This is a genomic window from Phenylobacterium sp. (assembly GCF_036402295.1).
Lineage (GTDB): Bacteria > Pseudomonadota > Alphaproteobacteria > Caulobacterales > Caulobacteraceae > Phenylobacterium.
In genome coordinates, this window is record NZ_DASWTE010000010.1 from 25,162 (window position 1) to 51,822 (window position 26,661).

Genomic DNA, 26,661 nt, shown 5'->3' on the forward strand with positions numbered 1-26,661 from the left:
CCGGCCGGATGAGGGGCCACGTGCCTCAGGTGGCCACGATGTCCGTGCCGGCGGCCGCGTCTTCCTTCTTCCGGCGCAGTTCGATCAGCTTCACGCAGCCGATCGAGACGAAGTAGAGCAGGATGATCGGGGTCGCGAGCAGCAGCTGGCTGATCGGGTCCGGCGGGGTGACGATGGCGGCCACCACCACCACGGCGAACACCGCATAGCGCCAGCCCTTCCAGAGCATCGACGAGTTCACGATGCCGGCCAGGCCCAGAAGGGTCAGCACCACCGGAAGCTGGAAGCAGAGGCCGAACGCCAGCAGCAGGGTCGTGACCAGCGTCAGGTAGTCCGAGACCTTGGGCAGCAGCTCGACGGCGATGCCGGCGCCCATGATCTGCTGGCTCAATGAGAACCACAGCACGAAGGGCAGGATGATGTAGTAGACCAGCGCCGCGCCCATCGCGAACAGCACCGGGGCGGCCAGCAGGAACGGCAGGAAGGCGTGCCGTTCCCGCCGGTAGAGGCCGGGCGCCACGAAGGCGTAGACCTGCCACGCCAGGATCGGGAAGGTCAGGATCACAGCCCCGAAACCGGCCAGCTTCAGCTTCGTGAAGAAGAACTCGAGCGGCGCGGTGAACATCAGGCGCAGATCGCCCGTGGCGGCGGGCGCTTCCTTCAGTCCGATCAGCACGAACAGGAGGTCGAACGGCCCTCCCGCGTGCCCCTTGCCGGTCGCCGCGTACATCTGGGCGGCCATTTTGAACGGATGCAGCAGCACCCGGTAGATCGGGTCGGCGAAGGCGAAGCAGATCGCAAACCCGATCACGATCGCCACCACGCAGATGATCAGCCGCGACCGCAGCTCGATCAGGTGATCCAGCAGCGGCGCGCGGGACGCCTCGATCTCGGCTTCGTCGCGTTCGTAGCTCACGCGCCGCCCTCGACGATCTTGGCGGTGCGCTTGCGCGGCTTAGGCGCCTGGGCGACGTCGGCGGCGGCCTTGGGCTTGGCGGCGCGCTTCGGCTTGGCGGCCGGCTCGGCCGCGCCGTTTGTGGCCTTTTTCTTCGCCCGCGGCGTTTTCGGCTCCGCGGGCGGGGCTTCGGAGATCTGCAGCGGCGGCGCCGCTTCGGCGGCGTCGTACTGGTAGCTCATCGGCGGATGCAGCTGGACGCCCACGTCGGCCATCGACTGCTCGATCTCGCTGACGGTTGAATTCATCTCGGCGCCGTAGTCCGTGCCGCCGAACTGGCCGCGGCGCATGGCCTCGACCTCCTTGCGCAGTTCGTCCAGCTCGGACTGGCGCGCCATTTCGTCGAAGCTGGCGCGGAACTCGGACGCCATGCCGCGCAGCTTGGCCATGAACTGGCCGAAACGGCGGAGTAGGATCGGGAGGTCCTTCGGGCCCACGACGATCAACGCCACGATGGCGATGACGATGAGCTCGGTCATGCCGACTTCAGGGAGCATGGCGGAGGCCTAATGAGAAGCGCCGGCCGCATCAAGGCGGCCGGCGCGGATTACCTTTGCATTGCGCGCGATCAGCCGCGCGCGCCGTCCTTGTCGTCGGTCGGAAGCGTCTTCTTGGCTTCTTCCGAGCTGTCCTCGCCCTTCAGGCCGTCACGGAAGGCGCGGATGCCCTTGGCCGTGTCGCCCATGAGGCCGGAGATCTTGCCCCGGCCGCCGAACAGCAGCGCGGCCACGACCACGATCAGAAGGATATGCCAGATGCTGAGGGCGCCCATGCGCTGAACTCTCCTTGGGCGACGCCCCTGTGGCGACCACCCGTTGTCTCACGGCGCTATATAGTCGTTCCGCCGCCTGCAAGCCAACGCGGCATCAGTGCGCGCCTTCGTCTTCGCCCAGGAAATCGACGTGGAACTCGGGCGCATCGGCGTCCAGCGGGTCCTCGTCGGCTGCCAGGGCGTCCGGATTGGGCACTGCGAAGTCCGGCGGCAGGTCCAGCGACAGCAGGCCGGCGGCCTTCATCTCGGCCATGCCCGGCAGGTCGGCGAGGCTGGCGAGCCCATAGTGCTCCAGGAAAGCGTCGGTGGTGCCGTAGGTGACCGGCCGGCCCGGCGTGCGGCGGCGGCCGCGCATGCGCACGAGGCCCAGCTCCAGCAAGACGTCCAGCGTCCCCTTGGACGCCTGCACGCCGCGCACCGACTCGATCTCGGCCCGAGTCACCGGCTGGTGGTAGGCGATGATGGCGAGCGTCTCCTGGGCGGCCTTCGACAGTCGGCGCGGCTCGTCGCGCTCCTCGGTCATCAGCCAGGCGAGGTCCTCGGCGGTCTGGAAGCGCCAGCCGCCTGCCACGTTGGCCAGCACCACGCCGTGTCCCTCGTAGCGCCGCGAAAGCAGGGCCAAGCCGCCGGCCACGTCAGCGCCTTCGGGCAGCCGCTTGGCGAGGTCGGCCTCGGTCAGCGGGCCGGCGGCGGCGAATAGCAGCGCCTCGATCTCGCGGGCGGTCTCGATGGCGTCGCTCACGGCTCCCTCCCCTTCAGGGGAGGGACAGGCGCCGCAGGCGCCAGGGTGGGGAAGTGTGGATCATCACGCATGCCCAGCTCCGGCCCGCATATCCCCACCCGTCTCGCTTGGCTCGCCACCCTCCCCTGAAGGGGAGGGATTGCGCTTCGCCCGCAGGAAGATGTCTGCGAAGGCTTCCAGCTGGCGGGCCTCCAGCGCGCCCTCCTTCACCAGCTCCAGGCTGGCCGACAGCGTCGAGGCCACGTACGAGGCTCGCGTTGGGCCGGCGGTCGGCGTCCCCATCGGCGCCACGCCCGCCAGCGGCGTCCAGCGGTCGAGGTCGGGCAGCAGGCGACGCAGCCGATCGCGCGCGTCCTCCAGCGGATAGGTGTGCGGGATGGCCGGCTTGTAGCTGCGCTGCGCCTCCTTCTGGCGCTGGCCGATGTAGGCGCTCATCAGGCTGTAGAGGTCGCCCTCGATGCGGCCCGACGGCACGATGCGGATCGCCTCGGGATCGCCGCGGCCGAACACCTCGCGGCCCAGCTGCGGGGCGGTGCGCAGGGTCTCGGCCGCGTTGCGCATGGCCTCCAGCTTGGCGAGGCGGAAGGCCAGGCGCGCGGCCATCTCTTCGGCCGGCGGCTCCTCGGCCTTGGGCTGTTCGGGCTTGGGCAGCAATAGGCGCGACTTCAGATAGGCCAGCCAGGCCGCCATCACGAGGTAGTCGGCCGCGAGGCTGAACCGGAGCCGTCGCGCCTCCTGCACGAAGGACAGGTACTGTTCGGCCAGCTTCAGCACCGACAGCTTGAGCAGGTCGACCTTCTGGGTGCGCGCCAGCGCAAGCAGCACGTGCAGCGGACCCTCGTAGCCCTCGATGTCGACGATCAGCGCCTCGCCGTCCTCGGCCGCGCTTGCGGCGGCGGAAAAGTCGAGGCTGGGCTGGAATCCGCCGCTCATGCCGCGAACCTTCCCTCAAACGCGGAGTCGAAGCGAGCGCGGCCCGCCGCCGCATCGAAGGGCTCCACAGCTTTCGGTCGCCGCGCCAGCGCCGCCTCCGCCCGCCGCGCCGCCCTGCCGCGCAACGGTCCGGCCCCGGCCGCCACCGCCGCCATCTCGGCCAGGTCGCCGTTGCAGTGCAGGACCACGTCGCAGCCGGCGGCGCGCGCATCCGCCCCCCGCTCTTGGAGGCTCCCCGCGAGCGCGTTCATCGACAGGTCGTCGCTCATCACCAGGCCTGCAAAGCCGATGGCGCCGCGGATCGCCGTCCGCATCACGCTGCCCGAGGTCGTCGCCGGTCGCTTGCGGTCGATCGCGGCGTAGATCACGTGCCCCGTCATCGCCATCGGCATGTCGGACAGCGCGCGGAACGGGACGAAGTCGCGGGCGTCGAGCTCCTCCCAGCTGGCGTCGACGATCGGCGGCTCGAGATGGCTGTCGGCGCTCGCCCGCCCCTGGCCGGGCATGTGCTTGACGACCGGGAGAACGCCGCCGGCCAGCAGTCCCTCGGCGGCGGCCCGGCCCAGCAGCGCCACCTCCTCCGGCGTGTCGGCATAGGCGCGGTCGCCGATCACCTGGTTCGCGCCGGGCGCCGGCACGTCCAGTACGGGCAGACAGTCGACGTTGATGCCGACCGCGGCGAGGTCATGGGCGATCAACCGGCCACCGAGGCGCGCGATCTCCCGCCGCACCAGCGGGTCGGCCGTCTTCAGCTTTCCGTAGGCCCGCCCGGGTGGATAGCGCCCCCAGTGCGGCGGGCCCAGGCGCTGCACGCGGCCGCCTTCCTGGTCCACCAGGATCGGCGCGTCGGCGCGGCCCACGATCTCGCGCAGCGCCGCCGTAAGCGCCCGCACCTGCTCCGGCGTGTCGACGTTGCGGCCGAAGAGGATGAAGCCCCACGGCCGGACCTCCGCGAAGAAGGCGCGCTCCTGCGCTGTCAGGACCGGTCCCGAACAGCCCAGGATGCAGGCCGTCACGCTCACCGGACGAAGCAGCTCTTCCCGGCGGACTGCAGCTTGGCGCAGAAGGCCTGGGCGTCGGCGCGCGAGCCGAAGCCGGTGACGAACGTGCGGTAGAGCGACCCGCCCTCGATCTTCTCGACGGCCTTGCCCTTGCCCGCGGCGAGGCCGGGCGCGGCGGCGACCGCCTCCTTCCAGGCCTTGTCCGCGATCGCCGTCGACGACACCGCGCCGATCTGCACCCGCGCGCCGCCCGAGGCCGCGGCCTTGGGCTCGGGCGCAGGCGCCTTCTTCTCCGGCGGTGGCGGCGCGGCGGCGACCTTCTGGGCCGGCGGCGGCGCGGGCTTGGCGACAGGCGTGGCCGGAATCGGAGGCTTCAGGGCCGCCTGGGTCGCGGCGGGTGGGGGCGCGGCCGCCTTGGGCGCAGCCTGCGCCGGCGGGGGCTTGGCGGGCGGCGCCTGGGCCACCACGATCGGCGTCGTCGGGCGCGCCTGGGGCGTCTCGGGCGGCGGGGCGAAGGTGGGCTCGGCCGGCAGCGTCTGCATCTGGCCGCCCGCCGCCTCGTCGGAACGGTAGATCTGCAGGCCCGCGGCAGGATCCTGCGGCTGTGCGTCCGCCTTGGCGGCCTCCTTGATGCCGACGATGGGGGCGCCCACCGTCTGCGGCGCCTGGCCGGCCTGGCGCACGCCCGACTGGTAGAACCACAGTATCGCGGCCACCAGCGCCGCCAGCACCAGCACCGACAGAATCAGGGTCAGCGGAATCGGCCGTGCGCCGCGCACGGGCTGGCGCGGGTCGAAGCTCAGCGGGGCGTCGGCGTGGGGCGGCGTATAGGCGCCGCGCTCATGGTCGGACATCGCGAAGGCTCCGAAGGCGAATCAAGTGCGCAGAGAGGCAGTCTATCGGAGCGCGGAAGGACCGGAGTGTGGCAGCCCCCTGAATCCTGTGGGTGTTCAGCGCCGCCCCAGCCCCTCGATGTCGCTGGTGTCCATGCCGTAGCGGTGGAACAGCGCCCGGAACTCGCGCAGCTCGTCGGACGAGACCTTTCCCGGCCGCAGTTGGATGTGCAGATCGCGCCCGCGGTTCTGCACGCCGCTCACCGCCCGGATTCGCTTCAGCCAGCCCGCGAAGGCCGCCTCGTCGCCCGGCGAGTGGTACATCGGCGCTCTCACCACCAGCACGTCCACGGCGGCGTCAGTTCCAGACGTCGAGGTGGAACAGCTTGCGGTGCTCCTCGATCGCGAAGCGGTCGGTCATGCCGGCGATGTAGTCGCAGACCACCCTCGCCCGCCCGGCCTCGTCGCGGCCCTGGGCGCGGGCGAACCACTCGGCGGGCAGCACGTCGGGCTCGGCCATGAACAGCTGGAACATCTCGGCCAGGATGCGGCGGGCCTGGCTGCGGGTGCGGTTGACCTTCCAGTGGCGGTACATCCGTTCCATCAGGAAGCGGCGCAGGACCGCCAGGTCCTCGATCATGTCGCGCGAGAACGACACCAGGGCGTGGCCCAGCATGCGGACGTCCTCGGGCGAGCCCACCTTGTCCGCCTCGGCGCGCCGCCGTGTCTCGGCCATGACGTCGTCGACCATGGCTCCGATCATCCGCCGCACGGCCTCCAGCCGCACGATGCCCGGCTCGCAGTCCGGGTAGTCGGCCCAGGTGCTCTTCACGTGCGGCCCGATCAGCGGAACGTCGGCCAGTTCGTCGAGGTTGAAGAGGCCCGCCAGGACGCCGTCGTCGACGTCGTGGTTGTTGTAGGCGATGTCGTCGGCGAGGGCCGCGACCTGCGCCTCGGCCGACGCCCAGGTGTCGAGCCGCAGCGCATATTGGCCGTCGAACTCGGAAATCGCGCTCCAGGACGGCTTGGCGAGTTGGTCCACCACCGGGCCGTTGTGCTTGATCACCCCTTCCAGGGTCTCCCAGGTCAGGTTCAGGCCGTCGAACCGCGGATAGCGACGCTCCAGCTTGGTCACGACCCGGAACGTCTGGACGTTGTGGTCGAAGCCGCCGTAGCCCTGCATCTGGATCTGCAGCTCGTCCTCGCCGGCGTGGCCGAACGGCGGGTGCCCGAGATCGTGCGCCAGGGCGACGGTCTCGGCGAGGTCCGCGTCCAGGCCGAGCGCCGTGGCCACCGATCGCGCGATCTGCGCCACCTCGAGCGAGTGGGTCAGGCGCGTGCGGAAGTGGTCGCCCTCATGGGCCACGAACACCTGCGTCTTTTCCTTAAGGCGCCGGAACGCCGTGGAGTGGATGATGCGATCGCGGTCGCGGGCGAAGTCGGTGCGCGTACGGCTGTGGGCCTCCGGGACCTTGCGGCCCCGTGACGCGGCAGGCTGTTCGGCGAAGGGAGCCCGAGGGGGGAGCGTGGAGGCCATAAAACCGTTCTGAACTCATGGCCTCTTGGTCGAAGCCTAGGACGCCCTCATATAGTCGAGGCCCATCGTCGTCTAACAGAGCATGACCACAACCGAACTCACCCTCTCGCCCGCCGCGGCGAAACGCATCCAGGCCATCGGCGCCCACGAGGGCCGCCCGGTGATGCTGCGCGTGGCCGTGGAGGGCGGCGGCTGCTCAGGCTTCCAGTACCAGTTCGACCTGGTGGACGAGGCCCAGCCCGACGACCTGAGGGTCGAACGCGACGGCGCCGCGGCCTTGGTCGACGTGGTGTCGCTGGCCCTGCTGAAGGGGTCGGAGATCGATTTCGTGGACGAGTTGGCCGGGGCCGAATTCCGTGTCCGCAACCCCAACGCCAAGTCCAGCTGCGGTTGCGGGGTAAGCTTCTCGATCTAGCACCGCGCGCGGCTGCGTCGGGCCCATTGAGCAACACTGCCCGCGCCACTAGCTTCGGCGCCGCAACGGGAGCTTGGGATGCGGATCGCCACCTGGAACGTGAACTCGGTCAACGCGCGGCTGGAGACGGTCGTGCGCTGGTTCGAGGAGGCCACCCCGGACGTCGCGTGCCTGCAGGAGATCAAGTGCATCGACGAGAAGTTTCCGACCGAAGCCTTTGAACGGCTTGGCTATAACGTCGCCATCTACGGCCAGAAGACCTACAACGGCGTGGCCCTGCTCTCGAAGACGCCGCTGGAGGACATCCGCCGCGGCCTGCCCGGCGACGACGGCGACGAACAGGCCCGCTACATCGAGGCGGTGGTCTCCGGCCCCGAGCCGGTGCGCGTGGCCTCGATCTACCTGCCGAACGGCAATCCCGTCGCCACGGAGAAGTTCGGCTACAAGCTCGCCTGGATGGACCGGCTGAACGCGCACGCCCGCGAGTTGTTGTCCTGGGAAGAGCCGTTCTGCCTGCTCGGCGACTACAACGTCATCCCCGAGGTGCGGGACGCGGCGCACCCGGAGAACTGGGTCGATGACGCCCTTTTCCAGCCGGAAACCCGCCGCGCCTTTCGGGCGCTGAAGAACCTGGGGCTCACCGAAGCCTATCTGCAGGCCGACGGCGCGCCGGGCGCCTTCACCTTCTGGGACTACCAGGCCGGCGCCTGGCAGCGGAACAACGGCATCCGCATCGACCACGCCCTGCTCTCGCCCCAGGCGGCCGACAAGCTGGCGGGCGCCGCGATCCACAAGCACGTGCGCGCCTGGGACAAGCCGTCCGACCACGTGCCCCTCGTGGTTGAGCTCGATCTCTAGGCCATGCTGTCCGACGGCTTCCACGACGTGCCGCCCGGCAAGGCCGCGGCGATCGTCACCGGGCTGCAGATGTTCGCGGCGCCAGCGCTTCGCCCGGAGGTCGAGAGCCCCGAGTGGACGCTGCGGCGCATCGAGGCCCCGACGCGCGAGGAGTACCTGGCGCTCTACACCGCCGTCGGCCACGACTGGATGTGGTTCAGCCGCCTGCAGATGCCGGCCGCAGAGCTGTTGGCCATCGTCCAGGACCCCAAGGTGGAGGTCTATCGGCTGGAGGCGCCCGGCGGCGAGACGGGCATGCTGGAGCTCGATTTCGCCGAGCCCGAGACCTGCGAACTGGCCTTCTTCGGGGTCACGAAGGGACTCGTGGGCGGCGGGGCGGCGCGCTGGCTGATGAACCGGGCGATCCGGCGGGCCTGGTCGCAGCCGATCAAGCGGTTCTGGGTGCACACCTGCACCTTCGACCACCAGAACGCGGTCCAGTTCTACATCCGCTCGGGCTTCACACCCTTCTACCGCGAGGTGGAGGTCATCGACGACCCGCGGCTGAAGGGCCTGGTCCCTCTCGACGCGGCCCCGCATATCCCCGTGATCCGGTCGGCTTAGCCGACTCAGGCGAACGGCGTAGTCTCGGCACATGGAAGAGCTCGCGAGGCTCCTGACACTGCTCGCGCTCGCCGGCGGCGCGCTGACGCTGCTGGGAGGCGCCGTCGTCTGGTTCCTCGACGAGGGCCGCCGCATCCGGCGCACCCTGACCGAGGGGCTGGACGCCGTTCCCCAGCCCCTGCTGATCGCCCGCGGCCGCGGCGCCGGCATCGGGTTCGACCTGAGCGCGGGACGGGTCTGCGTCGCGTGGGACAAGGGCGGCTGGCGGCTCGACTACCGCCTGGACGAACTGACCGGCGTGGAGCTGATCGTCGACCGCCAGGTGGCGGCGCGGGCCTTCCGCGGCGAGCCGCGGCGGCCGCTGGACCAGCTGGCCGATCCCGCGGAGCTGGTGCGCCTCCGATTTGTCTTCGACGACCCCGGCTATCCCGATTTCAACCTCGACCTCTGGCGGCTCGAGGACGAGGGCCGCCGCGGGCGCCTCGACGCGGACGGGGCCCTGCACGAGGCCAACAGCTGGATGTCGCGGATGGAATCGCTCCTCCGCCGGCCGGTCGCCAAGCCCGCCGCGGCGCCCGCGCCGATCGCCACACGCCCGCCGCCCGTCGCGGCCGGTCCCCTCTTCGACGACGATGCGTTTGAAGACGATTCCGAAGACGCTATAAATTGACATTGTAAACACAACGGGCCGAAGGTTGGACGCCATGCTGAACCTGCTCGCCGCCGCCGCCTTCTTCATCGCGATCCACCTGTTCGTCTCGGGCACGCGCCTTCGGGACGGGATCATCGCGCGCATCGGCCAGGGCCCCTACACTGGCCTCTTCGTCTTGGCCTCGTTCGCGGGCCTGGGCTGGCTGGGCTACGGGTTCGCCCAGGCGCGGACCGAGTCGTGGAACGCGGTCTACTGGACCGTCGGCGACGCCTCGCGGCAGGTGCAGCTCGTGCTGCAGCTGGTGGCCATGCTGCTGATCGTGCCGGGCCTCGCCACCCGAAACCCCACCAGCGTGCGCCAGGAAAGCGTCCTGGAACGGCCCGACGCGATCCAGGGCATGCTGCGCATCACCCGCCACCCGTTCCTCTGGGGCGTGGCGATCTGGGCGTTCGGCCACCTGGTCGTGAACGGCGAGCGCGCCAGCCTGGTGCTGTTCGGCTCGCTGCTGCTGCTGGCGCTCTTTGGCACGGCCAGCATCGACGCCAAGCGCAAGCGCGCGCTGGGCGCGACCTGGGACGCCTTCGCCGCCCAGACCTCGAACATCCCGTTCGCCGCGATCCTGGCCGGCCGGCAGAAGCTCAGCCTGGGTGAGATCGGCTGGTGGCGTATCCTGTTGGGCGTCGTCGCCTGGGCGGCGCTGGCCTGGGGGCATCCCTATATGTTCGGGGTGGCTGCCCTGCCCTGAGGCGCGCAATGTTCGGTCGAGCGATCGCACAGACCGCGGTGATAGCGGTTCTTTTCGGCCTGATGCTGTTCTTCCCGGCCGGCCGCCTGGACTGGCCGCAAGCCTGGGTCTTCATCGTGCTCTTCGTCGTCACGAGCGTCGCGATGGCCTATGGGCTCGCGCGCACGGACCCCGCCCTGCTCAAGGAGCGCACGTCGGTCTCGGGCGGCCGCGGACTGCGCGGTTGGGACCGGGTGTTCTTCACCGTGCTGCTGCTCGGCGTCCCGGCGTGGTTCATCGCGATGGGTTGGGAGGCGCGGCTCAACCCGCCGGCCTGGGGTTGGCCGGTTCAGGCTGTGGGCGGCGCGATGGCGTTGACCTGCATGGCCATCGCGTGGCGGACCTTCCGCGAGAACAGCTTTGCGGCCCCGGCAGTGCAGGTGCAGACCGACCGCCAGCAGCATGTGATCGACACCGGGCCCTACGCGGTGGTGCGACACCCGCTCTATGCCGGCGCGACCCTCTGGATGTTGGGAACGCCCATGCTGCTGGGCTCGCGCATCGGCCTTGTCGGCGGCGCCGCCATGATCCTGCTCGTCGCCCTGCGGTCCATCGGCGAGGAACGGGTCCTCTCAAAGGAGCTGGCCGGCTACGACGACTACCGCCATAAGGTCCGCTTCCGGCTGCTTCCGGGCGTCTGGTGACCCTCAGCCCAACGCGAACTCCACCGCCGCCTCGCAGTGGACGATCGAGGTGTCGACCACCGGGACGTCGATGTCGCCCGGCGAGAGCAGCAGGCCCACCTCCGTGCAGCCGAAGATGACGCCGTCGGCGCCCGCCGCGCGGCCGCGCTCGACCATCAGCATCCCTTCGGCCTGGGACGTGGGCTTCACCATTCCTTGGCAGAGTTCGTCATAGATGATCGCCTGCAGGCGCTCGCGGTCCGCGTCGCTCGGGATCAAGGGGTCGAGGCCGGCGGCGCGGAGCCGGTCCTTGTAGAAGTCCTTCTCCATGGTGAAGCGCGTGGCCAGCAGCAACGGCCGCCTCACGCCACGCGCCTTCAGCGCCGCGGCCGTCGCGTCGCCGATATGGAGGAAGGGCACGCCGATGGCGTCGCAGATCGCGTCGGCGTTCAGGTGCATGGTGTTGGTGGCCAGCACGATCACCTCCGCGCCGCCGCCTTCCAGCCGCGTAGCCGCCTCCGCCAACAGGGCGCCGGTGGCGTCCCAGTCATCCTTGGCCTGCAGCTCGGCGATCGGCGCGAAGTCCACCGACCGGATCAGCAGCTCGGCCGAGTGCAGTCCGCCAAGGCGCTCGCGCACCAGGCGGTTCAGCTCGCGGTAGTAGACCGCGGTGGATTCCGCACTCATCCCGCCCAGGACGCCGATGGTCTTCATCAGATGTCCGCGTAGACGTGGGTCTCGGCCGCAGCGCCCGGGTGGGTGGTCGCGCCAAGGTGGGCGGGGCCCACGGCCTGGGCGAACTTCCAGATCGCGCCGGACTGGTAGTTGGTCTTGCGCGGCTTCCAGTCGGCCCTGCGGCGCTCCAGCTCGGCGGCGTCCACCTCCAGCTCGATCGTCCCGGTCTCGGCGTCGATGGTGATGATGTCACCGTCCTTCACCAGCGCGATCGGCCCGCCTTCCTGCGCCTCGGGGCCGACGTGACCCACGCACAGGCCGCGCGTGGCGCCCGAGAACCGGCCGTCTGTGATGAGGGCGATGTTCTCCACGCCCTGGCCATAGATGGCCGCCGTGGTCGACAGCATCTCGCGCATGCCCGGTCCGCCCTTGGCGCCCTCGTAGCGGATGACGAGGACGTCGCCTTCCTTGTAGTCGCGCGCTTCCACGGCGGCGAAGCAGGCTTCCTCGCCGTCGAACACCCGCGCCGGGCCCCGGTGCTTGATGTGCTTCAGGCCCGCGACCTTCACGATCGCCCCGTCGGGCGCCAGGTTGCCCCACAGGCCGACCACGCCGCCGGTCGGCGACAGCGGGTTCGAGATCGGGCGGATGACCTCCTGGTCGTCGCGCCACTCAACGTCGGCCACGTTCTCGGCGAGCGTCCTGCCGGTGACGGTCATGCAGTCGCCATGCAGGTAGCCGCCCTCGAGCAGGGTCTTGATGAGCATCGGGGCGCCGCCCGCCTCGCCCATGTCCTTGGCCACGAACCGGCCGCCGGGCTTCAGGTCGGCGATGTAGGGCGTGCGTGCGCAGATCTCGGCGAAGTCGCGCAGGGTGAACTCGATCCCGCATTCGTGCGCCATGGCCGGCAGGTGCAGGCCGCCGTTGGTCGAGCCGCCGGTTGCGGCGACGACGACCGCAGCGTTCTCGAACGCCTTGCGGGTGCAGATGTCGCGCGGGCGGATGTTCTGCTCGATCAGCCGCATCACCGCCTCGCCCGAGGCGCGCGCATACTCGTCACGGCTCTCGTAGACGGCCGGCAGCGCCGAGCTGAGCGGCAGGGCCAGACCGATGGCCTCGGACACGAGCGCCATGGTGTTGGCGGTGAACTGGCCGCCGCAAGCGCCGTCGCCAGGGCAGGCGTGCTGCTCCACCTGGCAGAGCCGGGCCTCGTCGATCGTGCCCGCCGAGAACTGGCCCACCGCCTCGAACACGTCCTGAACCGTCAGGTCCTTGCCATCGAGGCGACCGGGCAGGATCGAGCCGCCGTACATGAAGACGGATGGCACGTTGAGGCGCAGCATGGCCATCATCATGCCCGGCAGGCTCTTGTCGCAGCCGGCGATCCCCACCAGGGCGTCGTAGGCGTGGCCGCGCATGGTTAGCTCCACCGAGTCGGCGATCACCTCGCGGCTGACCAGCGAGCTGCGCATGCCCTCGTGGCCCATGGCGATGCCGTCGGTGACGGTGATGGTGCAGAACTCGCGCGCCGTGCCGCCCGCCCGCGTCACGCCCTCGGCCGCAGCGTTGGCCTGGCGCATCAGGGCGGTGTTGCAGGGCGCCGCTTGATTCCAGCACGAGGCCACGCCCACGAACGGCTGGGCGATCTCGCGGGTGCCGAGGCCCATCGCGTAATAGTACGACCGGTGCGGCGCGCGCGCCGGCCCCTCGGTCGTGTGGCGGCTGGGGAGCCGGGACTTGTCCCAGGATCCATCCGGCTTGCGATGCATGACAGGGCCTCCGCGACTTGAGGCGCCCTCTCTAAGGTCCCCCCGCCCCGGACGGAAGAGCAGACCCACTCAGGGTGGCCTGATCAACCCTCGCGCGTACCTTCCGGACCCTCGGGCGGCCATGCTGCAGTGCAGATAACGCCGGTCTCCAAGACAGCCGTGATCCCTTATTTCGTAAGGCATCCATATGTTTCGCAAATGCGAAATTCGACCCACCTGTGGCTGTTTTAGGGCGGTGTAAAAACAAAGAAGGCGCGCTTTTGGCGCGCCTCTAGGTTGTCATTGGGATGAACAAAGTCAGAAACGGCGTGATGATTGCTTAAAACTGTCCAGCTTACAAGGTCATATGCGGTAACGACTTTGGCACAGCTAAGCCTGTAACTGAGGGCTATTAACTTAACGCCGTTCACACGGCCGAATCTGCGTTGACGGTTTATCGGACCTGCTTCAGCTTGCCTCTCAAGCGCAGCCAATAGCGCTGACATCAATGCTGCGGGGAGGCAGTACAGATGGGGTTCAAGCCATATCTGCTGGCGTCCAGCGCTCTGCTGGCCGCCTTCGTCGGCGCATCCGCCAACGCCCAGACCTCCAGTCCCAACACGATCGCGGAGCTGGTGGTCACGGCGGAAAAGCGGGAACAGAGTCTGCAGGACGTCCCGGTCGCGATCTCGGCGTTCACGTCGGAACAGCGTGACATCGTCGGCATCCAGTCCATCCAGGACATGACCAACTTCACGCCAGGCCTGCAGTACTCGACCTCGACGGACCGGGTGTCGTTGCGCGGCCTGGGCCGCCTCACCAACGTGCTCTCGGCGGACGCCTCGGTCGCCAACTACGCCGACGGGGTCTACGAGACCTTCGCGGTGCGAGCCGGCAGCTCGACGCTATTCCTCGACCGAGTGGAGATCCTGCGCGGTCCGCAGGGCACTCTGTACGGTCGCAACGCCATCGCGGGCGCGATCAATATCCTCTCGCGCCGGCCGACCACCGAGCCCTACGCCGAGGTGCGCGCCACCTATGGCAACTACAACCGCTCGGTCCTCGAGGCGGCGGTCTCAGGTCCGGCGCCCGGCTATCTGGGAGAGAAGGTCCAACTGCGCCTCGCGGCCAACTGGGAAAGCCAGACCAAGGGCTGGATCAAGAACACCGTCCCCGGCATGTCGTCCGAGGGCAACGTCCTCAACAGCTTCTACGTCGAAGGGCAGATCCAGGTTCAGTTCAACGACAAGGTCGAGATGTGGACCAAGGTCGGGTTCACGAACTGGCGCCACGGCGCCGGGGGCCCCGGCTCGCAGTCGGCCGGCTGGACTCCCGAGATCTTCAACCTCGATGGCAGCCGCAAGGCGCTGCGCTCGGCGACGAACCCCAATGGGGCCGACTCCTTCGACCTCACCCAATTCTACAGCGAGGCGACCCACTTCAACCCGGGCTTCGGGTGCAGTGGGCTTGCGGTCAACGTGGTCCTCGCCAGTCCGGACGGCTGCACGAACGCGTCGTACAACAGTCCTTGGCGGATCAACCGGCCGACCGCCTACAACGTGCGCGTTCCGAACGCGTATACGGTGGCGAGCCACTGGACCTATCACGCTGAAGATTTCGACATCAGATACATCGTCGGCGGTGTGCGGTACTGGTACCATCTGACGGGCTCGGTCCCCGGCGGCAGCCAGGACCCGGCCGTCACGCAGTACGACCTGATCAACCCCACGGGTGGCCCCCGCACCAGGGTCTATCCCCAGGAGGAGTTCGACTATCAGGAGCGGAACGGCTTCATCAGCCACGAGCTGAACCTCGTCTCCACGAAGGAGAGCCCGTTCCAGTGGATCGCCGGCGCCTACTACTACCACCAGGAATACCGCCAGCCCGTCTTCACCATCGAGGACGAACGGCAAAGTGAGTGGGCGATCGCCCCGCCTTTCGGCGTCTGCCTGAGCGGCATCTCGCCCGGCAACGGCGCCTCGGCGCCCGCGGCGGCTTGCCCGCCCGGTATCGGCCGCCGGTTCGACAACCGGCCTGACGTCAAGAACACCTCGTACGCCTTCTACGGCCAGGCCAGCTATGAGCTGGGCGACTTCACCTTCACGGGCGGCATCCGCTACTCGCACGACCGCAAGTACGGCACCGAGTCCGTGCGCCTGCTGTGCTTCGGCCTGCCCGCCTGCCTGGGCGGCGTCCCCCCGGAAATCTTTGCCGCGCCGCTCGACCTGACCGGCGTGACCACCGTGGTCGCCGGCGGCACGGGTGGGGCCCTGGACCCAATCCCCACCGGCGTGGTGGGCCCAACGCGCTACGATCCCGCCACGGGATTCGCCTCGCGCGACTATGACGCCAAATGGAGCAAGGTCACCGGGACCGCCAAGATCGAGTGGGCTCCCGACGACGATACGCTCAGCTACCTCAGCTATTCGAAGGGCTACCGTTCAGGCGGCTTCAACATCGGCATCTTCACGGTCCTGAGCTTCCTGCCCTACTCGGAAGAAGAGACCGTCGACGCCTTCGAGTTCGGCCTGAAGAAGAACTGGGGCCCGACGCTCCAGACCAACCTAGCCCTCTACTACTACGACTATAAGAACCTGCAGATTCCGATCAGCGTGGTCCAGACGGGAGCCTTGCTCGGCCAGACGGTCTCTCAGGGGACGACGTCGTTCTACAACACGCCGAAGTCCCGCTCGCAGGGCGCCGAGGTCGAAATCCTCTGGCAACCCATTGATAATCTGCAACTTATCCTGAACTACTCGTACATCGACGCCGAGATCAAGAAAGGCTTCGCGGTCGACACCACCGACCCGACAGCCGCCCAGCCGGGCGCCCAGCCGATCCACACGCTGGCCGAGTGCCTGGCCGGCGGCGCGGCGGTCGCCGGCGACTGCGTGCTGGACGAGCCCACAGCCGGCCTGCCCGGCGGCGGCTTCCAGCGGATCCAGAGCCTGAAGGGCAACGACCTGCCCAATGCGCCGCGGAACAAGATCGCGGTTGCGGCCAACTACACCTGGGACTTTGACCCCGGCTCGCTCACCGCCAGCGTCTCGTACTCCTGGCGCGACAACACCTACGGGGAGCTGTTCGAGCGCTGGTACAACAAGGCGCCGTCCTGGGATCAGGTGGACGCCCGCCTGCTCTGGAAGGACGCGAAGGGCAAGTTCGAGGTCATCGGATATGTGAAGAATATCTTCGACGACACCGGCTACGACCAGGGCGCCACGTCCGACCGCGTCGACGGGCAGTACACCGCCTTCCTCTACGGAGCGAACCCGGCGGGCCTGACCTGCAGCCCGGTGACCCGCGGCACGGGCAACCCGGCGCTGGGCCAGCTCGGCACGATCTACTGCGTCCAGGGCATCCGGAAGACCTACTACGTCACCCCGCCCCGGACCTACGGCGTCGAGCTTCGCTACAAGTTCTGAGTTCGCGTTCTCACCGGGGTCGAACGCTGGCGCATGAACCGGCGGCGGCCCCGGCGTCATCAAGAGAGTAGGCGGCTAGTCCGCCGACAAAAACACTGAGGGGAGGCAGTTCAAATGAAGTTTAGACTCCACTTGCTGGCGTCCAGCACTCTGCTGGCCGCTTCCTTGGGCGTTGGCGCCGCCCAGGCCCAGACCGTCAACACGATCGAAGAACTGGTGGTCACGGCCGAGAAGCGGGAACAGAGCCTGCAAGACGTGCCGGTGGCGATCTCGGCGTTCACCGCCGAGAAGCGTGACCTGGTCGGCATCAACACCGTCCAGGACATGACGAACTTCACGCCCGGACTGCAGTACTCCACCCAGACCGACCGCATCTCGCTGCGCGGCGTCGGCCGCCTGAACAACAGCCACGCCGCCGACTCTTCGGTCGCGGTCTATTCCGACGGCATCTATTCCACCTCGACGGTCCAGGCCGGCGAGACGCCGATCTTCATCGAGCGGCTGGAAGTGCTGCGCGGCCCGCAGGGCACGCTCTATGGGCGCAACTCGATCGGCGGCGCGATCAACATCGTCTCCCGCCGGCCGACCGAGGAGTGGTACGGCGAAGTCCGCGGCACCTACCAGAACTACAACCGCCATCTCCTGGAGGCGGCGGTCTCAGGGCCGATCACCGACTGGATGCAGTTCCGACTGGCCGGCAACTGGGACAAGCAGACGAAGGGCTGGTTCGACAACGTCAGCACAACGCCAGGCGCCAAGGACGAGGGTGGCGTCGTCGATACGACCTTCTTCGAAGGCCAGCTCGCGATCCAGTTCAGCGACCGGTTCGAGACCTGGTTCAAGGTCAGCCTGATCAAGTGGGACAACGGCGCGGGCGGACCGGGCTCGCGTTCGAGCTGGGCGCCCTTCCCCTACACGACCTCCCAGCAGTCCCAGGGCAACAACCTGGTGCCGCAGGCCGGCTTCGCCTACTCAGGCCTGGCGACGAACGTGAACACGGGCTGTCCGGCGGTGAACCCGGCGCTGAACGACTCACGCACCATCTGCGTGAACACGCCCGGGACGGTGAAGCTGAAGGACACCGTCATCGTCGCCAACCACTGGACGTTCCACGCCGACGACTTCGACCTGAAGTACATCACCGGCGGAACCAAGTACCACTACTACCTGACCGGCGATCAGGACGGCACCGGCGTTCAGTCGTACTCGACCTGCCACACCCTGCCGGCCGCGGCCGTTCCGGCGTGCCTGGCGGGCGCCGTGCCGCGCCGCACCTATCCCACCCGCTACGAGTTCGACTACCAGGAGCGCGAGGAGTGGTGGAGCCACGAGATCAACCTCATCTCCACCCACGACGGGCCGTTGCAGTACGTCTTCGGCGCCTTCCTCTACCACGAGACCTACGACCAGCCGGTCTTCACCCAGCTGCCGGACGAGGCGCGCCTGGACACCGTCGTCGCCGATGCGGGAGGGGGACTTGCGCCGCCGGCTCCGCTGCGCCGGATTTACGACGACCGCCCCCACTTCAACCTGCACTCCAAGGCGATCTTCACTCAGATCGACTGGGAGTTCGCGCCCAAGTGGAAGACCACCGTCGGCCTGCGCTACGGCACGGACCACAAGCACGGCTACGAGCGGGTGCGCATCGTCTTCGCGCCGGGCACGCTGCATCCGGACCTGCCCATCGACGTCACCCGCGTCGCCCTGGGCAACGTCGGCGGCGAAGGCGTGGTCTCGACCACCTATGACCCCGTCAGCGGCTTCAAGACCCGCCTCTACGACGACAAGTGGAAGGCGGTCACCGGAACGCTCGGGTTCCAGTACAACCCGACCGAAGACACCATGGGCTACGCCAAGTACAGCCGCGGCTACAAGGCGGGCGGCTTCCGGATCGGCATCGACACGTCGCTTGGCGCCGACCCGCGCACCGAAAAGGAGACCCTGGACAGCTTCGAAGTCGGCCTGAAGACCAACATCGGCCCGACGCTTCAGATCAACGGCGACATATTCTACTACCGCTACAAGAACGCCCAGGTGCCGCTGTCACAGCCCTCCGCCACGGCGGGTGGCACGGCCAACTCGATCCTGTTCAACGTGCCGAAAGCCGAGTCCAAGGGCATCGAGCTCGAGTCGATCTGGCAGCCGATCGAGAACCTGCAGATCCTGGCGAATTACTCGTTCCTCGACACCGAGATCAAAGAGGGCCGGGCCGTCGACGGGGCGGACTCCTGCGCCCAGGCGCCGGGCGCGCGGCGGACGCAGGCGACGACGGTCATCGACGCCTTCTGCGCGGGCCCGCAGTTCCTGCAGGACCTGAGCGGCTACAGCCTGCCCAACTCGGCCAAGCACCGCTTCACGATCAATGGCAACTACACGTGGGAATTCGATCCCGGCCGCCTGACCGGCTCGATCACCTACGTCTGGCGCGGCGCCCAGTACGGCAGCATCTTCAACCGCAGCTACTACAAGTCGCCTGACTTCGATCAGCTCGACGCGCGCCTGACCTGGCGGGACAAGGACGACCGCTACACGATCATCGCGTTCGCCAAGAACATCCTGAACGACGAAGGCTACGCCAACGGGGCCACCGCCACCCGCCGGGCCGGCACGACCCCCACCTTCCCGAACCCAACCCCCGGCCGCACCGGCGTGTTCGGGCAGAGCACCACCTACGAACTGAACCCGCCGCGCACCTACGGCGTGGAGCTCCAGTACCGCTTCTTCTGATCGCCTCCTGAAGGGGCGAACGAGGGGGCGTCCGGCTGCAAGGCCGGGCGCCCCTTCCCGTTCATGGGCCTATAGTCGCGCGAAACAGACGAGGGAGCGACCGGTGGCGTTCGAAGACATCCTCTACGCCGTGGACGCGGGCGTCGGCGTCATCACGTTGAACCGGCCGCGCTATCGCAACGCCCAGAGCTGGCGGATGCTGGACGAGATCGACGCCGCCTTCGACCTGGCGCGCAAGGACCCCGACGTGCGCGTCGTGCTGGTCCGCGGCGCCGGCGGCGTGTTCTCCACGGGGCACGACCTGGGCACACCCGAAGGCGCGGAGTACCGGGCGGCCAAGATCGGGCCCGGCGGCATCCAGCACTACGACGCCTTCAAGAAGTACAACCTCGACCTGCTCCTGAAGTGGCGCAACTTCGAGAAGCCGACCGTGGCGATGGTCGAGGGCTACTGCATTTACGCCGGCTGGATGTTGGCCGCCGCCATGGACGTGGTCTTCGCCGCTGAGGACGCCCAGTTCCTGCCGGGCTTCGTGGAGTACATGTCGATCCCCTGGGATATCGGCGTCCGCCGCGCCAAGGAGCTCTGCTTCGAAAGCCGGTTCATCACCGCGCAGGAGGCGGCGGACGCCGGCTTCGTCAACCGCGTGCTGCCGGCCGCTTCCCTGGAGTCCGAGACCTTCGCCTGGGCCCGCCGCGTGGCTGAGAACGACCCCGGCTACCTCCGCTTCGCCAAGCTGCAGATGAACAAGGCCCAGGACGCCCAGGGCTTCAGCCGCGCCGTCGAGGATTCGCTCGGCGATTACGTGGCCATGATGTGGATGCCCGGCAACCAGATGCGCATGGACGGCGAACGCCGCCTGCTCACGGTCGACCTGGCCGTGCGCGGCCGCAAGGGCGAGCGACACGGCCTCACCCCCGGCTCGTGATCGCGCTTAGAGGGCCGCTTCGATAGCCGCCACCAGCCCCGGATCCTGCGGCTCGGTGCGCGGGCCGAAGGCCTGCAGGGCCTTGCCGTCCTTGCCCACCAGGATCTTGTGGAAGTTCCAGACCGGGACCGCCGGCTCGCCCAGTTCGCCCGCCGCCCACTTGTAGAAGGGGTGCGCCTCGGCGTCCTTCACATCGACCTTGGCGGTCATCGGGAAGTCGATGCCGTAGGTGGTCCGGCAGAACGTCTGGATCTCCTCCTCCGACCCCGGCTCCTGGCCCATGAACTGGTTGCACGGCACGCCCAGCACCACGAGGCCCTTGTCCTTGAAGTCGGAGTAGAGCTTCTCCAGGCCGTCGTACTGCGGGGTGAGGCCGCACTTGGAGGCGACGTTCACCACCAGCACCGCCTTGCCCTTGAAGGTCGTCATGGGCAGCGGGCCGCCGCTGATGGCGTCGAAGCTGTAGTCGTGGGCGCTGGACATGGGGGCCTCCGCGGAATGGGTCGGCGCGGAACCTATCTCCGTTACGGGGCGTCTTCCAACGCCTGTTCGACGGCGATGGCGAGGTCGAGCGCGGCGATGGCCTCGTCCGGCGTCACGACGGGGCGCGGGGCCAGCCCGCGGACGGCCTGCAGGAAGCCCTCGACGCTGGTCCCCAGCGGGTCGGTCGCGGCCGGCGTGTCGGCGAAGTCGGCGTTCAGCGGATAGGGCGTGGTGTTGCGGAAGGTCCGCGCCATGAAGTCGATCTCGACCTCGCCCGAGGGATACACGATGCGCATGGTCCGCCGCCGCGTTTCGGCCTGGCGCGACACGTCGAGGATGGCCGTGAAGCCGCTCTCGAAGCTGGCCTCGGCCCGCACCATGTCCCAGACACCGTCGGGCCCGCGGACGCCCTCGGCCTCGGCGGTGACGGGCTCGGAGGCGGCGATCGCCAGGCACAGGTCGATGTCGTGCACCATCAGGTCCAGTACGGCCGAGACGTCGCGGCTGCGCTCGGACGGCGGGCCGTGGCGCAGCGCCTCCAGCAAGAGCGGCTGCTCCGGCACGTCCAGCAGGCCCATAGCCTGGAACACCACCCGCTCCTGGTGGCCGCAGGCGACGACGACACCGGCCCGGGCGGCCGCGGCGCGCACCTTCTCGGCCTCGGCGACCCCAATGGCGATCGGCTTCTCGATGTAGACGTGCTTGCCCGCCGCGATGGCGGCCAGCGCCTGGTCGGCATGATGCGTCGCGGGCGAGGCCACCGTCACCACGTCCACGACCTCCAGCAGGTGCTCGAGATCGGCGAAGGCGCGACCGCCCAGCAGCATGGCCACCTTGGCCGCCCGGTCCGGGTGGGTATCGTATACGCCGGCGAAGGTGACGCTGGGCAGCCGCGCGTACTGCCGGGCGTGGTGCCCCCCGAACACGCCCGCCCCGATCACGCCGCCCCGCAAGGTCTCGCTCATGTCGCCGCGCCTAGCACGCTGCGCGCCCTCGACGCCACCCGCCGAAGGTCATACAAGTGTTTGAAAATCAGCTGGAGGAAGCCCCATGACCGCCGTCCGCGAGATCCGCCTGAAGAGCCGGCCCCAGGGCCTTCCCACCGCCGCCAACTTCGAGCTCGCCACCGTCGACCTGCCCGCGCCGGGCGCCGGCGAGGTGCAGGTGAAGAACCTCTGGATGACGGTCGACCCCTATATGCGCGGCCGCATGAACGACGTGCAGAGCTACACCCCGCCCTTCCAGCTGGGGAAGGCCATGGACGGCGGCGCAGTCGGCGAGGTCGTCGCCTCGGGCGACGGCGCCCTGAAGCCCGGCGATCTCGTGCAGTCCGGCTTCGGCTGGCGCGAAGGCTTCAACGCGCCCGCGGCCCAAGTGCAGAAGCTCGACCCGATGGGCCTGCCGCCCCAGGCCTTCCTGGGCGCGGCCGGCATGCCTGGCCTCACCGCCTACGTCGGGCTCCTGAAGATCGCGGCGCTCAAGGACGGCGACGTGGTGTTCGTCTCAGGCGCGGCCGGCGCCGTGGGCTCGATGGTCGTGCAGATCGCCAAGGCGAAGGGCCACACGGTGATCGGCTCGGCCGGCGGCGCCAAAAAGATCGCCTTCCTGAAGGAGATCGGCGTCGACCACGCCATCCACTACAAGGCCGAGAAGGACTTGACCGCGGCCCTGATGAAGGCGGCCCCGAACGGCATCGACGTCTATTTCGACAACGTCGGCGGCGAGCACCTGGAAGCGGCCCTGACCGCGGCCCGGCCCTTTGGCCGCTTCGCGCTCTGCGGCGCGATCTCGATGTACAACGCCACCGAACTGCCCCCCGGCCCGCGCAATCTGTTCATGATGGTCGGCAAGCAGCTGCGGATGGAAGGGTTCATCGTCTCGAGCTCGTGGGACATGATGCCGGCCTTCCTGCACGACCTGTCCGGCTGGGTGAAAGAGGGCAAGGTGACGTGGAAGGAGACCGTCTTCGAGGGCATCGAGAAGGCCCCGGACGCCTTCCTGGGCCTCTTCAAGGGTGAAAACCTGGGCAAGATGCTGGTGAAGCTCGCCTAGCTTCCCTCCCCTTCCGGGAGCGGATGGCGTAGAACGCTCGCACCTTCCCCGAGTACCCCCGGAGTCACCCGTGCCGCGCCTGTTCAGCGCCTATGTGATCGTCGACTGGAGCGCGGCCGCGAAGCCGACCACCGGCGCGGACTCCATCTGGATCGGCGTGCTCAAGCGCGACATCCGCTTCCGGATGGCGTTCGAGAGCTATAACCCGCCCACCCGGGCCGAGGCCGAGACGCGGCTGACGGCGATCCTGGACGACCTGCGCAAGCGCAGCGAGCGGGTCCTGATCGGCTTCGACTTCCCGCTGGGCTTCCCGCGCGGGTTCTCAGCGGCGCTGAAGCTGCCAGGCGAGGAGCCGTGGCGGGCGACCTGGGACCAGCTCGCCAAGATGGTCAAGGACAAGGCCGACAACACCAACAACCGCTTCGGCGTCGGGTCCGAGATCAACCGGCGGATCACCGGCGGCCCGTTCCCGTTCTGGGGCTGCCCACCAAAGGACACGCTGACCACCCTGCAACCGAAGCGGACGCGCGAGCACGGCCCCGACGACCTGCCGGAGTTCCGCCACGCCGACCTCGCGGCCAAGGGCGCGGCCTCGATCTGGAAGCTCTACTACAACGGCTCGGTGGGCGGTCAGGCGATCCTGGGCATCCCGTTCGTGCGCAGGCTCAAGGCGGCGCGCGGCGATGGCTTGAAGGCCTGGCCGTTCGAGACGGGGTTCAAGACGCTGACCGAGGCGGATCTCGCGGGCGTCGAGGCGGTGGTGGCCGAAGTCTATCCGTCGTTGCTCAAGCCCGCGCCGGCGCCCGGCGAGGTGAAGGACCTGGCCCAGGTGCGCACCACGGCCGAGCACTTCGCGCGCCTGGACGAGGCCAACAAGCTGGGCGTCCTGTTCGGGCCGGCGAAGGGCACCGCCGCCGACGTCGTGCTGGACGCCGAGCGCGAGGAAGGCTGGATCCTGGGAGCCGGCGCCTAGCCAGCTAGGCTGCGGCGAGCCGGCGGGCGCCGCGCAGGCTGGACCCCACGGCGAGGAAGCCCACGATCATCATCGCCCAGCCGGCCGGCTCAGGGACGGCGCCGCCGATCAGGTTCGTCTGGTCGGTCTCGGTCAGGCGGAAGTTGTTGAACAGCCAGGCGGTGTCGTTGGGCGCGCCGATCGCCGTCAGCTTGAAACCGATGTCCGAGCCCGCCGCGGGCACACCGGCTAGGACCGTATCCAGCAGCGCGTCGATACGCAGGCTGAAGGTCGACCCCGCACCGGTCGTCGCGGCAGCCACCGAGAAGGTGGTGAGCGGGGTGACGACGAGGCCGGGGTCACCCAGGAACGCCGGGATGAACCAGCCCAGCGCGATTTCGCCGTCGAAGGGCCGGTCGACGTTGCCGGGTCCGAACGGCGGCGCATAGCTGCCGCCCTGCGCCAGCAGGTCGAACGTCAGGTAGGTCGGGCCGAACGGGTCCGGATCGAAGTCGTAGAACGCGAAGGCCTCCACGAGACCTGTCAGGGTGTGGATGTCCTCGATCGTGGTCGGATTCGAATACTCCGAGATCTTGCCGACCTCGATCACGCCGGCCCCCGGATCGGACGGCGAATTGTCGATCTGGCTCTTTACGCCGTTGATCACGGCGACCGCCTGGGCTTGGGCAGGCTGAGCCGACACCACCGCCAGCGCACCCAACGCGATGGCGAACCACTTGGACATTGCAGCACCCTCACACGCACAAGGACGTCTTCGACCACTAATCGCGGCAAGGTTGCGACGCAACACCGCTCGTCGCAAGGCAGCGTGAAACCTATGCGTCAGGCCGATTCCGCCGGCTCAGCATCCAGAAGCGGCCCAGCAGCAGGCCGCCGGACAGGAAGCTCGCGATCACCACGGCCCATACGATGCCGTTGATCCCCATGCCCAACGGGATCGCGAACCACCAGGCGAGCGGCATCATCACCGCGACGTAGCTGGTCAGGTGGGTGTAGGTGGGCAGCCAGACGTCGCCGCGGGCGCGCAGGGCCTGGGCCGCCACCACCTGGAGGCAGTCCGGGAAGAAGAAAAGGCACGACAGCACCAGCGCCGGCGCCGCCAAGGCGATCGTCGGCGCGTCCGTCGTGTAGCCGCTCACAATCAGCGTCGCGGTCGGCCAGACCGCCAGCGAGACCACCAGTCCGAACACCGCCGCCACGGCGAAGGACACCGCGCCGGCGCGGTTGACACCGGCCGGGTCACGCGCGCCGTAGGCCTTGCCCACCAGCACAGCCGCCCCGGTCGCGAGGCCCAGCGGCACCATGAAGACGATCGCCGCCACGTTCAGCACGATGGCCCACGCCGCCACGGTCAGGCCGCTGATCCAGCCCGCGATGACGTTCATGCTCGCGAACGCCGAGACCTCCAGGAAGTTCGACACACCCGCGCCGTAACCGATCCGGCGCTGCTCGGCCTCGGCGGCGCGGTCGCGCTCGGGCTTGGCGAACACGCCCAGGGCGCGGGCCTCGGGCATGAGTGCGATGTAGCCCAGGGTGGCGATCGCCAGGAACGTCCGCGCGCCCGTCGTGGCCCACGCCGCGCCCACGGCCCCGCCGGCAGGAATCCCGAACGTCCCGGGCACCAGCAAGAGCACGAGCGCCAGGTTCACGACGTTGGCCGCCCACATGGCCCAGGCCGCGGGCCCGGGCCGCGACAGTCCCTCCAGCCAGAAGCTCGCCGTGACACTGATCGCATAGCCGGTGAGCGACAGGGAGAAGACCAGGAGCGCGCGGCTGGAGCCGTCGGCCAGGTCCTTGTCGAGGCCGATGACGTGCAGGAACGGCGGCCCGATGATGGCCAGGAACACCGTCGAGGCGATCCCGATCCAGAAGGCGTAGATCAGGCCCCGGCGCAGTACGGCGCCGGTCTTGTCGCGCCGCCCCTCGCCGATGGCGCGGGCGGTCATCACCTGCACGCCGGCCAGCAGGCCCACCACCATGGTCAGCACCACGCTGGTCGGCGCCCAGCCCAGCGCGTGGTAGCCGAGCTGCGTCGCCGAGTAGCGTCCCACCACCACCGCGTCGGTCAGGCCCATGGCCATGATGCCCAGGCGCGACAGTACGACCGGCCCCGACAGCTTCAGCAGGGTCGAGAGGTCGACGCGGACGAGCGAAGACTGCTGGGCCGCTGCGCGGTCCATGACGTGGGTCCCGGGTTTCAAAGAGGCGCGGAGACTGGCGCCCGCGTCAAAAGCTTGCAAGGCCAGCGTGGCCGTCAGCGCCGCTGCGAGCGGCGCCGTGGCCGTGGAGGCACACGAGCGCGGAGTGTTCGAAGGCCTCGAAATCCTCGGCGGCCTTCTGCCTCTGGCCGGCCTCCACCAGGGACTCCAGACACACCTCGGCCATCACCGACAACACTGCGTCGATGCGTTCCGCGATCAGGACGGACACCGCCTGCACGAGAACAAAGAACATCATACTCAGCTGTCAAGATTTCAGCGCATCCCAAGGGGGCAGGATGACGGACGGCCCCCGGCGAACGTCCGCTCGTCGGCCGTGAGGCAATGCGTGAAATCGACCCTTAGGCGACGTTCGGGCTCCCCATTGTCCCGCTTGCACAGCGGTGGTCATCATGGGGTATGTGGCGCGCCCTGCTTCTTTCATTCGTTCTGGTCACGTCGGCTGCGGCGAAGGCCGCACCCACACCTCAACCGCGCGACCTGCCGTTGGTGGCGTTGATCGCCGATCCCGTGCGCCACGACGGCGAGCGTGTCCGCGTCGTTGGCTACCTGAACTTCGAGTTTGAGGGGAACGCGATCTACCTGAGCAAGGCCGACTTCGATGCGAGCGTTTTGGCGAACTCCCTCTGGGTAGAGAGGCCCAAATGGGTGAACGACACCGCAGCGCGCGGCCTGAGCCAGCGATACTCTGTGCTCGAAGGGACGTTCCGCGCTGGTCCGACA

Annotated in this window: 28 protein-coding genes; 12 read left to right on the top strand and 16 right to left on the bottom strand. The window is 68.7% G+C overall.

Features of this window, described 5'->3' with window-relative positions:
• Positions 1–25: 25 nt before the first annotated feature.
• The 9 genes from tatC to VGD44_RS00725 form a co-directional block, all read right to left on the bottom strand.
• A complete protein-coding gene (gene tatC / locus VGD44_RS00685) occupies positions 26–916 on the bottom strand; it encodes a twin-arginine translocase subunit TatC (protein WP_331082814.1) in 891 nt (296 codons plus the stop codon).
• Entirely contained in the window at positions 913–1,452 is a 540-nt protein-coding gene (gene tatB, locus VGD44_RS00690; RefSeq protein ID WP_331082816.1) for a Sec-independent protein translocase protein TatB, read from the bottom strand. The genes tatC and tatB overlap by 4 nt, the downstream gene beginning before the upstream one ends.
• Positions 1,453–1,523: 71 nt before the next feature.
• Positions 1,524–1,727: a twin-arginine translocase TatA/TatE family subunit gene (gene tatA, locus VGD44_RS00695; protein ID WP_331082818.1), complete on the bottom strand. Its 204-nt coding sequence runs from the start codon at positions 1,725–1,727 to the stop codon at positions 1,524–1,526.
• A gap of 94 nt (positions 1,728–1,821) precedes the next feature.
• The gene (scpB, locus tag VGD44_RS00700) at positions 1,822–2,469 is read right to left on the bottom strand and encodes an SMC-Scp complex subunit ScpB (RefSeq protein ID WP_331082821.1); all 648 of its coding nucleotides are present in this window, start codon (positions 2,467–2,469) and stop codon (positions 1,822–1,824) included.
• A 63-nt stretch (positions 2,470–2,532) separates the two neighbouring features.
• Positions 2,533–3,402: a ScpA family protein gene (locus VGD44_RS00705; RefSeq protein ID WP_331082823.1), complete on the bottom strand. Its 870-nt coding sequence runs from the start codon at positions 3,400–3,402 to the stop codon at positions 2,533–2,535.
• Positions 3,399–4,424 carry a beta-N-acetylhexosaminidase gene (gene nagZ / locus VGD44_RS00710; RefSeq protein WP_331082825.1) on the bottom strand — a complete coding sequence of 342 codons (1,026 nt, stop codon included), beginning with the start codon at positions 4,422–4,424 and terminating at the stop codon, positions 3,399–3,401. The genes VGD44_RS00705 and nagZ overlap by 4 nt, the downstream gene beginning before the upstream one ends.
• Positions 4,421–5,257, bottom strand: a complete 837-nt coding sequence (locus VGD44_RS00715; protein ID WP_331082827.1) for an SPOR domain-containing protein — start codon at positions 5,255–5,257, stop codon at positions 4,421–4,423. Before VGD44_RS00715 ends, nagZ begins: the two co-directional genes overlap by 4 nt.
• Positions 5,258–5,353: 96 nt before the next feature.
• On the bottom strand, positions 5,354–5,587 hold the full coding sequence (locus VGD44_RS00720; protein WP_331082829.1) for a hypothetical protein: 234 nt from the start codon (positions 5,585–5,587) through the stop codon (positions 5,354–5,356).
• 7 nt (positions 5,588–5,594) lie between these two features.
• Positions 5,595–6,773: a deoxyguanosinetriphosphate triphosphohydrolase gene (locus VGD44_RS00725; RefSeq protein ID WP_331082831.1), complete on the bottom strand. Its 1,179-nt coding sequence runs from the start codon at positions 6,771–6,773 to the stop codon at positions 5,595–5,597.
• Positions 6,774–6,855: 82 nt separating this feature from the next.
• Here VGD44_RS00725 and erpA point away from each other — a divergent pair, with 82 nt between their 5' ends.
• From erpA to VGD44_RS00755, 6 genes are all read left to right on the top strand, one after another.
• On the top strand, positions 6,856–7,188 hold the full coding sequence (erpA, locus tag VGD44_RS00730) for an iron-sulfur cluster insertion protein ErpA (RefSeq protein ID WP_331082833.1): 333 nt from the start codon (positions 6,856–6,858) through the stop codon (positions 7,186–7,188).
• A gap of 78 nt (positions 7,189–7,266) precedes the next feature.
• Entirely contained in the window at positions 7,267–8,046 is a 780-nt protein-coding gene (gene xth, locus VGD44_RS00735; protein WP_331082835.1) for an exodeoxyribonuclease III, read from the top strand.
• Positions 8,047–8,049: 3 nt separating this feature from the next.
• Entirely contained in the window at positions 8,050–8,649 is a 600-nt protein-coding gene (locus VGD44_RS00740) for a GNAT family N-acetyltransferase (RefSeq protein ID WP_331082837.1), read from the top strand.
• 31 nt (positions 8,650–8,680) lie between these two features.
• Positions 8,681–9,319: a hypothetical protein gene (locus VGD44_RS00745; RefSeq protein ID WP_331082839.1), complete on the top strand. Its 639-nt coding sequence runs from the start codon at positions 8,681–8,683 to the stop codon at positions 9,317–9,319.
• Between the two features lie 34 nt (positions 9,320–9,353).
• Entirely contained in the window at positions 9,354–10,046 is a 693-nt protein-coding gene (locus tag VGD44_RS00750; protein ID WP_331082841.1) for an NnrU family protein, read from the top strand.
• Positions 10,047–10,054: 8 nt separating this feature from the next.
• Positions 10,055–10,729, top strand: coding sequence for an isoprenylcysteine carboxylmethyltransferase family protein (locus VGD44_RS00755; protein WP_331082843.1), 675 nt, complete (start codon positions 10,055–10,057; stop codon positions 10,727–10,729).
• A gap of 3 nt (positions 10,730–10,732) precedes the next feature.
• On the opposite strand, the gene VGD44_RS00760 is transcribed toward VGD44_RS00755, so the two are convergent.
• Positions 10,733–11,422 (bottom strand): aspartate/glutamate racemase family protein, encoded by a 690-nt coding sequence (locus VGD44_RS00760; RefSeq protein ID WP_331082845.1) that lies wholly within the window; start codon positions 11,420–11,422, stop codon positions 10,733–10,735.
• A complete protein-coding gene (gene ilvD / locus VGD44_RS00765; RefSeq protein WP_331082847.1) occupies positions 11,422–13,152 on the bottom strand; it encodes a dihydroxy-acid dehydratase in 1,731 nt (576 codons plus the stop codon). Before ilvD ends, VGD44_RS00760 begins: the two co-directional genes overlap by 1 nt.
• A 509-nt stretch (positions 13,153–13,661) precedes the next feature.
• Here ilvD and VGD44_RS00770 point away from each other — a divergent pair.
• The 3 genes from VGD44_RS00770 to VGD44_RS00780 all read left to right on the top strand — a co-directional run bounded on the left by VGD44_RS00770 (position 13,662) and on the right by VGD44_RS00780 (position 20,211).
• Complete coding sequence (locus tag VGD44_RS00770; protein WP_331082849.1) at positions 13,662–16,556, top strand: TonB-dependent receptor; 2,895 nt, start codon at positions 13,662–13,664, stop codon at positions 16,554–16,556.
• A 114-nt stretch (positions 16,557–16,670) separates the two neighbouring features.
• A complete protein-coding gene (locus VGD44_RS00775; RefSeq protein WP_331082851.1) occupies positions 16,671–19,283 on the top strand; it encodes a TonB-dependent receptor in 2,613 nt (870 codons plus the stop codon).
• Between the two features lie 103 nt (positions 19,284–19,386).
• Positions 19,387–20,211 carry an enoyl-CoA hydratase-related protein gene (locus VGD44_RS00780; RefSeq protein WP_331082853.1) on the top strand — a complete coding sequence of 275 codons (825 nt, stop codon included), beginning with the start codon at positions 19,387–19,389 and terminating at the stop codon, positions 20,209–20,211.
• 6 nt (positions 20,212–20,217) lie between these two features.
• Here VGD44_RS00780 and VGD44_RS00785 read toward each other — a convergent pair whose 3' ends face one another.
• Positions 20,218–20,694, bottom strand: coding sequence for a glutathione peroxidase (locus VGD44_RS00785; RefSeq protein WP_331082855.1), 477 nt, complete (start codon positions 20,692–20,694; stop codon positions 20,218–20,220).
• A gap of 41 nt (positions 20,695–20,735) precedes the next feature.
• A complete protein-coding gene (locus VGD44_RS00790; RefSeq protein WP_331082857.1) occupies positions 20,736–21,659 on the bottom strand; it encodes a Gfo/Idh/MocA family protein in 924 nt (307 codons plus the stop codon).
• A gap of 85 nt (positions 21,660–21,744) precedes the next feature.
• On the opposite strand from VGD44_RS00790, the gene VGD44_RS00795 reads away from it, so the two are divergent.
• Positions 21,745–22,746: an NADP-dependent oxidoreductase gene (locus VGD44_RS00795; protein ID WP_331082858.1), complete on the top strand. Its 1,002-nt coding sequence runs from the start codon at positions 21,745–21,747 to the stop codon at positions 22,744–22,746.
• A gap of 70 nt (positions 22,747–22,816) precedes the next feature.
• Positions 22,817–23,719: a cobalamin biosynthesis protein CbiG gene (locus tag VGD44_RS00800; RefSeq protein ID WP_331082860.1), complete on the top strand. Its 903-nt coding sequence runs from the start codon at positions 22,817–22,819 to the stop codon at positions 23,717–23,719.
• A 4-nt stretch (positions 23,720–23,723) separates the two neighbouring features.
• Here the strand turns inward: VGD44_RS00800 and VGD44_RS00805 are convergent, their stop codons facing one another.
• The 3 genes from VGD44_RS00805 to VGD44_RS00815 all read right to left on the bottom strand — a co-directional run bounded on the left by VGD44_RS00805 (position 23,724) and on the right by VGD44_RS00815 (position 26,173).
• Positions 23,724–24,443, bottom strand: coding sequence for a PEPxxWA-CTERM sorting domain-containing protein (locus VGD44_RS00805; RefSeq protein ID WP_331082862.1), 720 nt, complete (start codon positions 24,441–24,443; stop codon positions 23,724–23,726).
• A gap of 91 nt (positions 24,444–24,534) precedes the next feature.
• Positions 24,535–25,899: an MATE family efflux transporter gene (locus VGD44_RS00810; protein ID WP_331082864.1), complete on the bottom strand. Its 1,365-nt coding sequence runs from the start codon at positions 25,897–25,899 to the stop codon at positions 24,535–24,537.
• 46 nt (positions 25,900–25,945) lie between these two features.
• Positions 25,946–26,173 (bottom strand): hypothetical protein, encoded by a 228-nt coding sequence (locus VGD44_RS00815; protein WP_331082866.1) that lies wholly within the window; start codon positions 26,171–26,173, stop codon positions 25,946–25,948.
• Between the two features lie 164 nt (positions 26,174–26,337).
• On the opposite strand from VGD44_RS00815, the gene VGD44_RS00820 reads away from it, so the two are divergent.
• Positions 26,338–26,661 (top strand): hypothetical protein (locus VGD44_RS00820; RefSeq protein WP_331082868.1); only part of this gene is annotated, 324 nt, incomplete at its 3' end.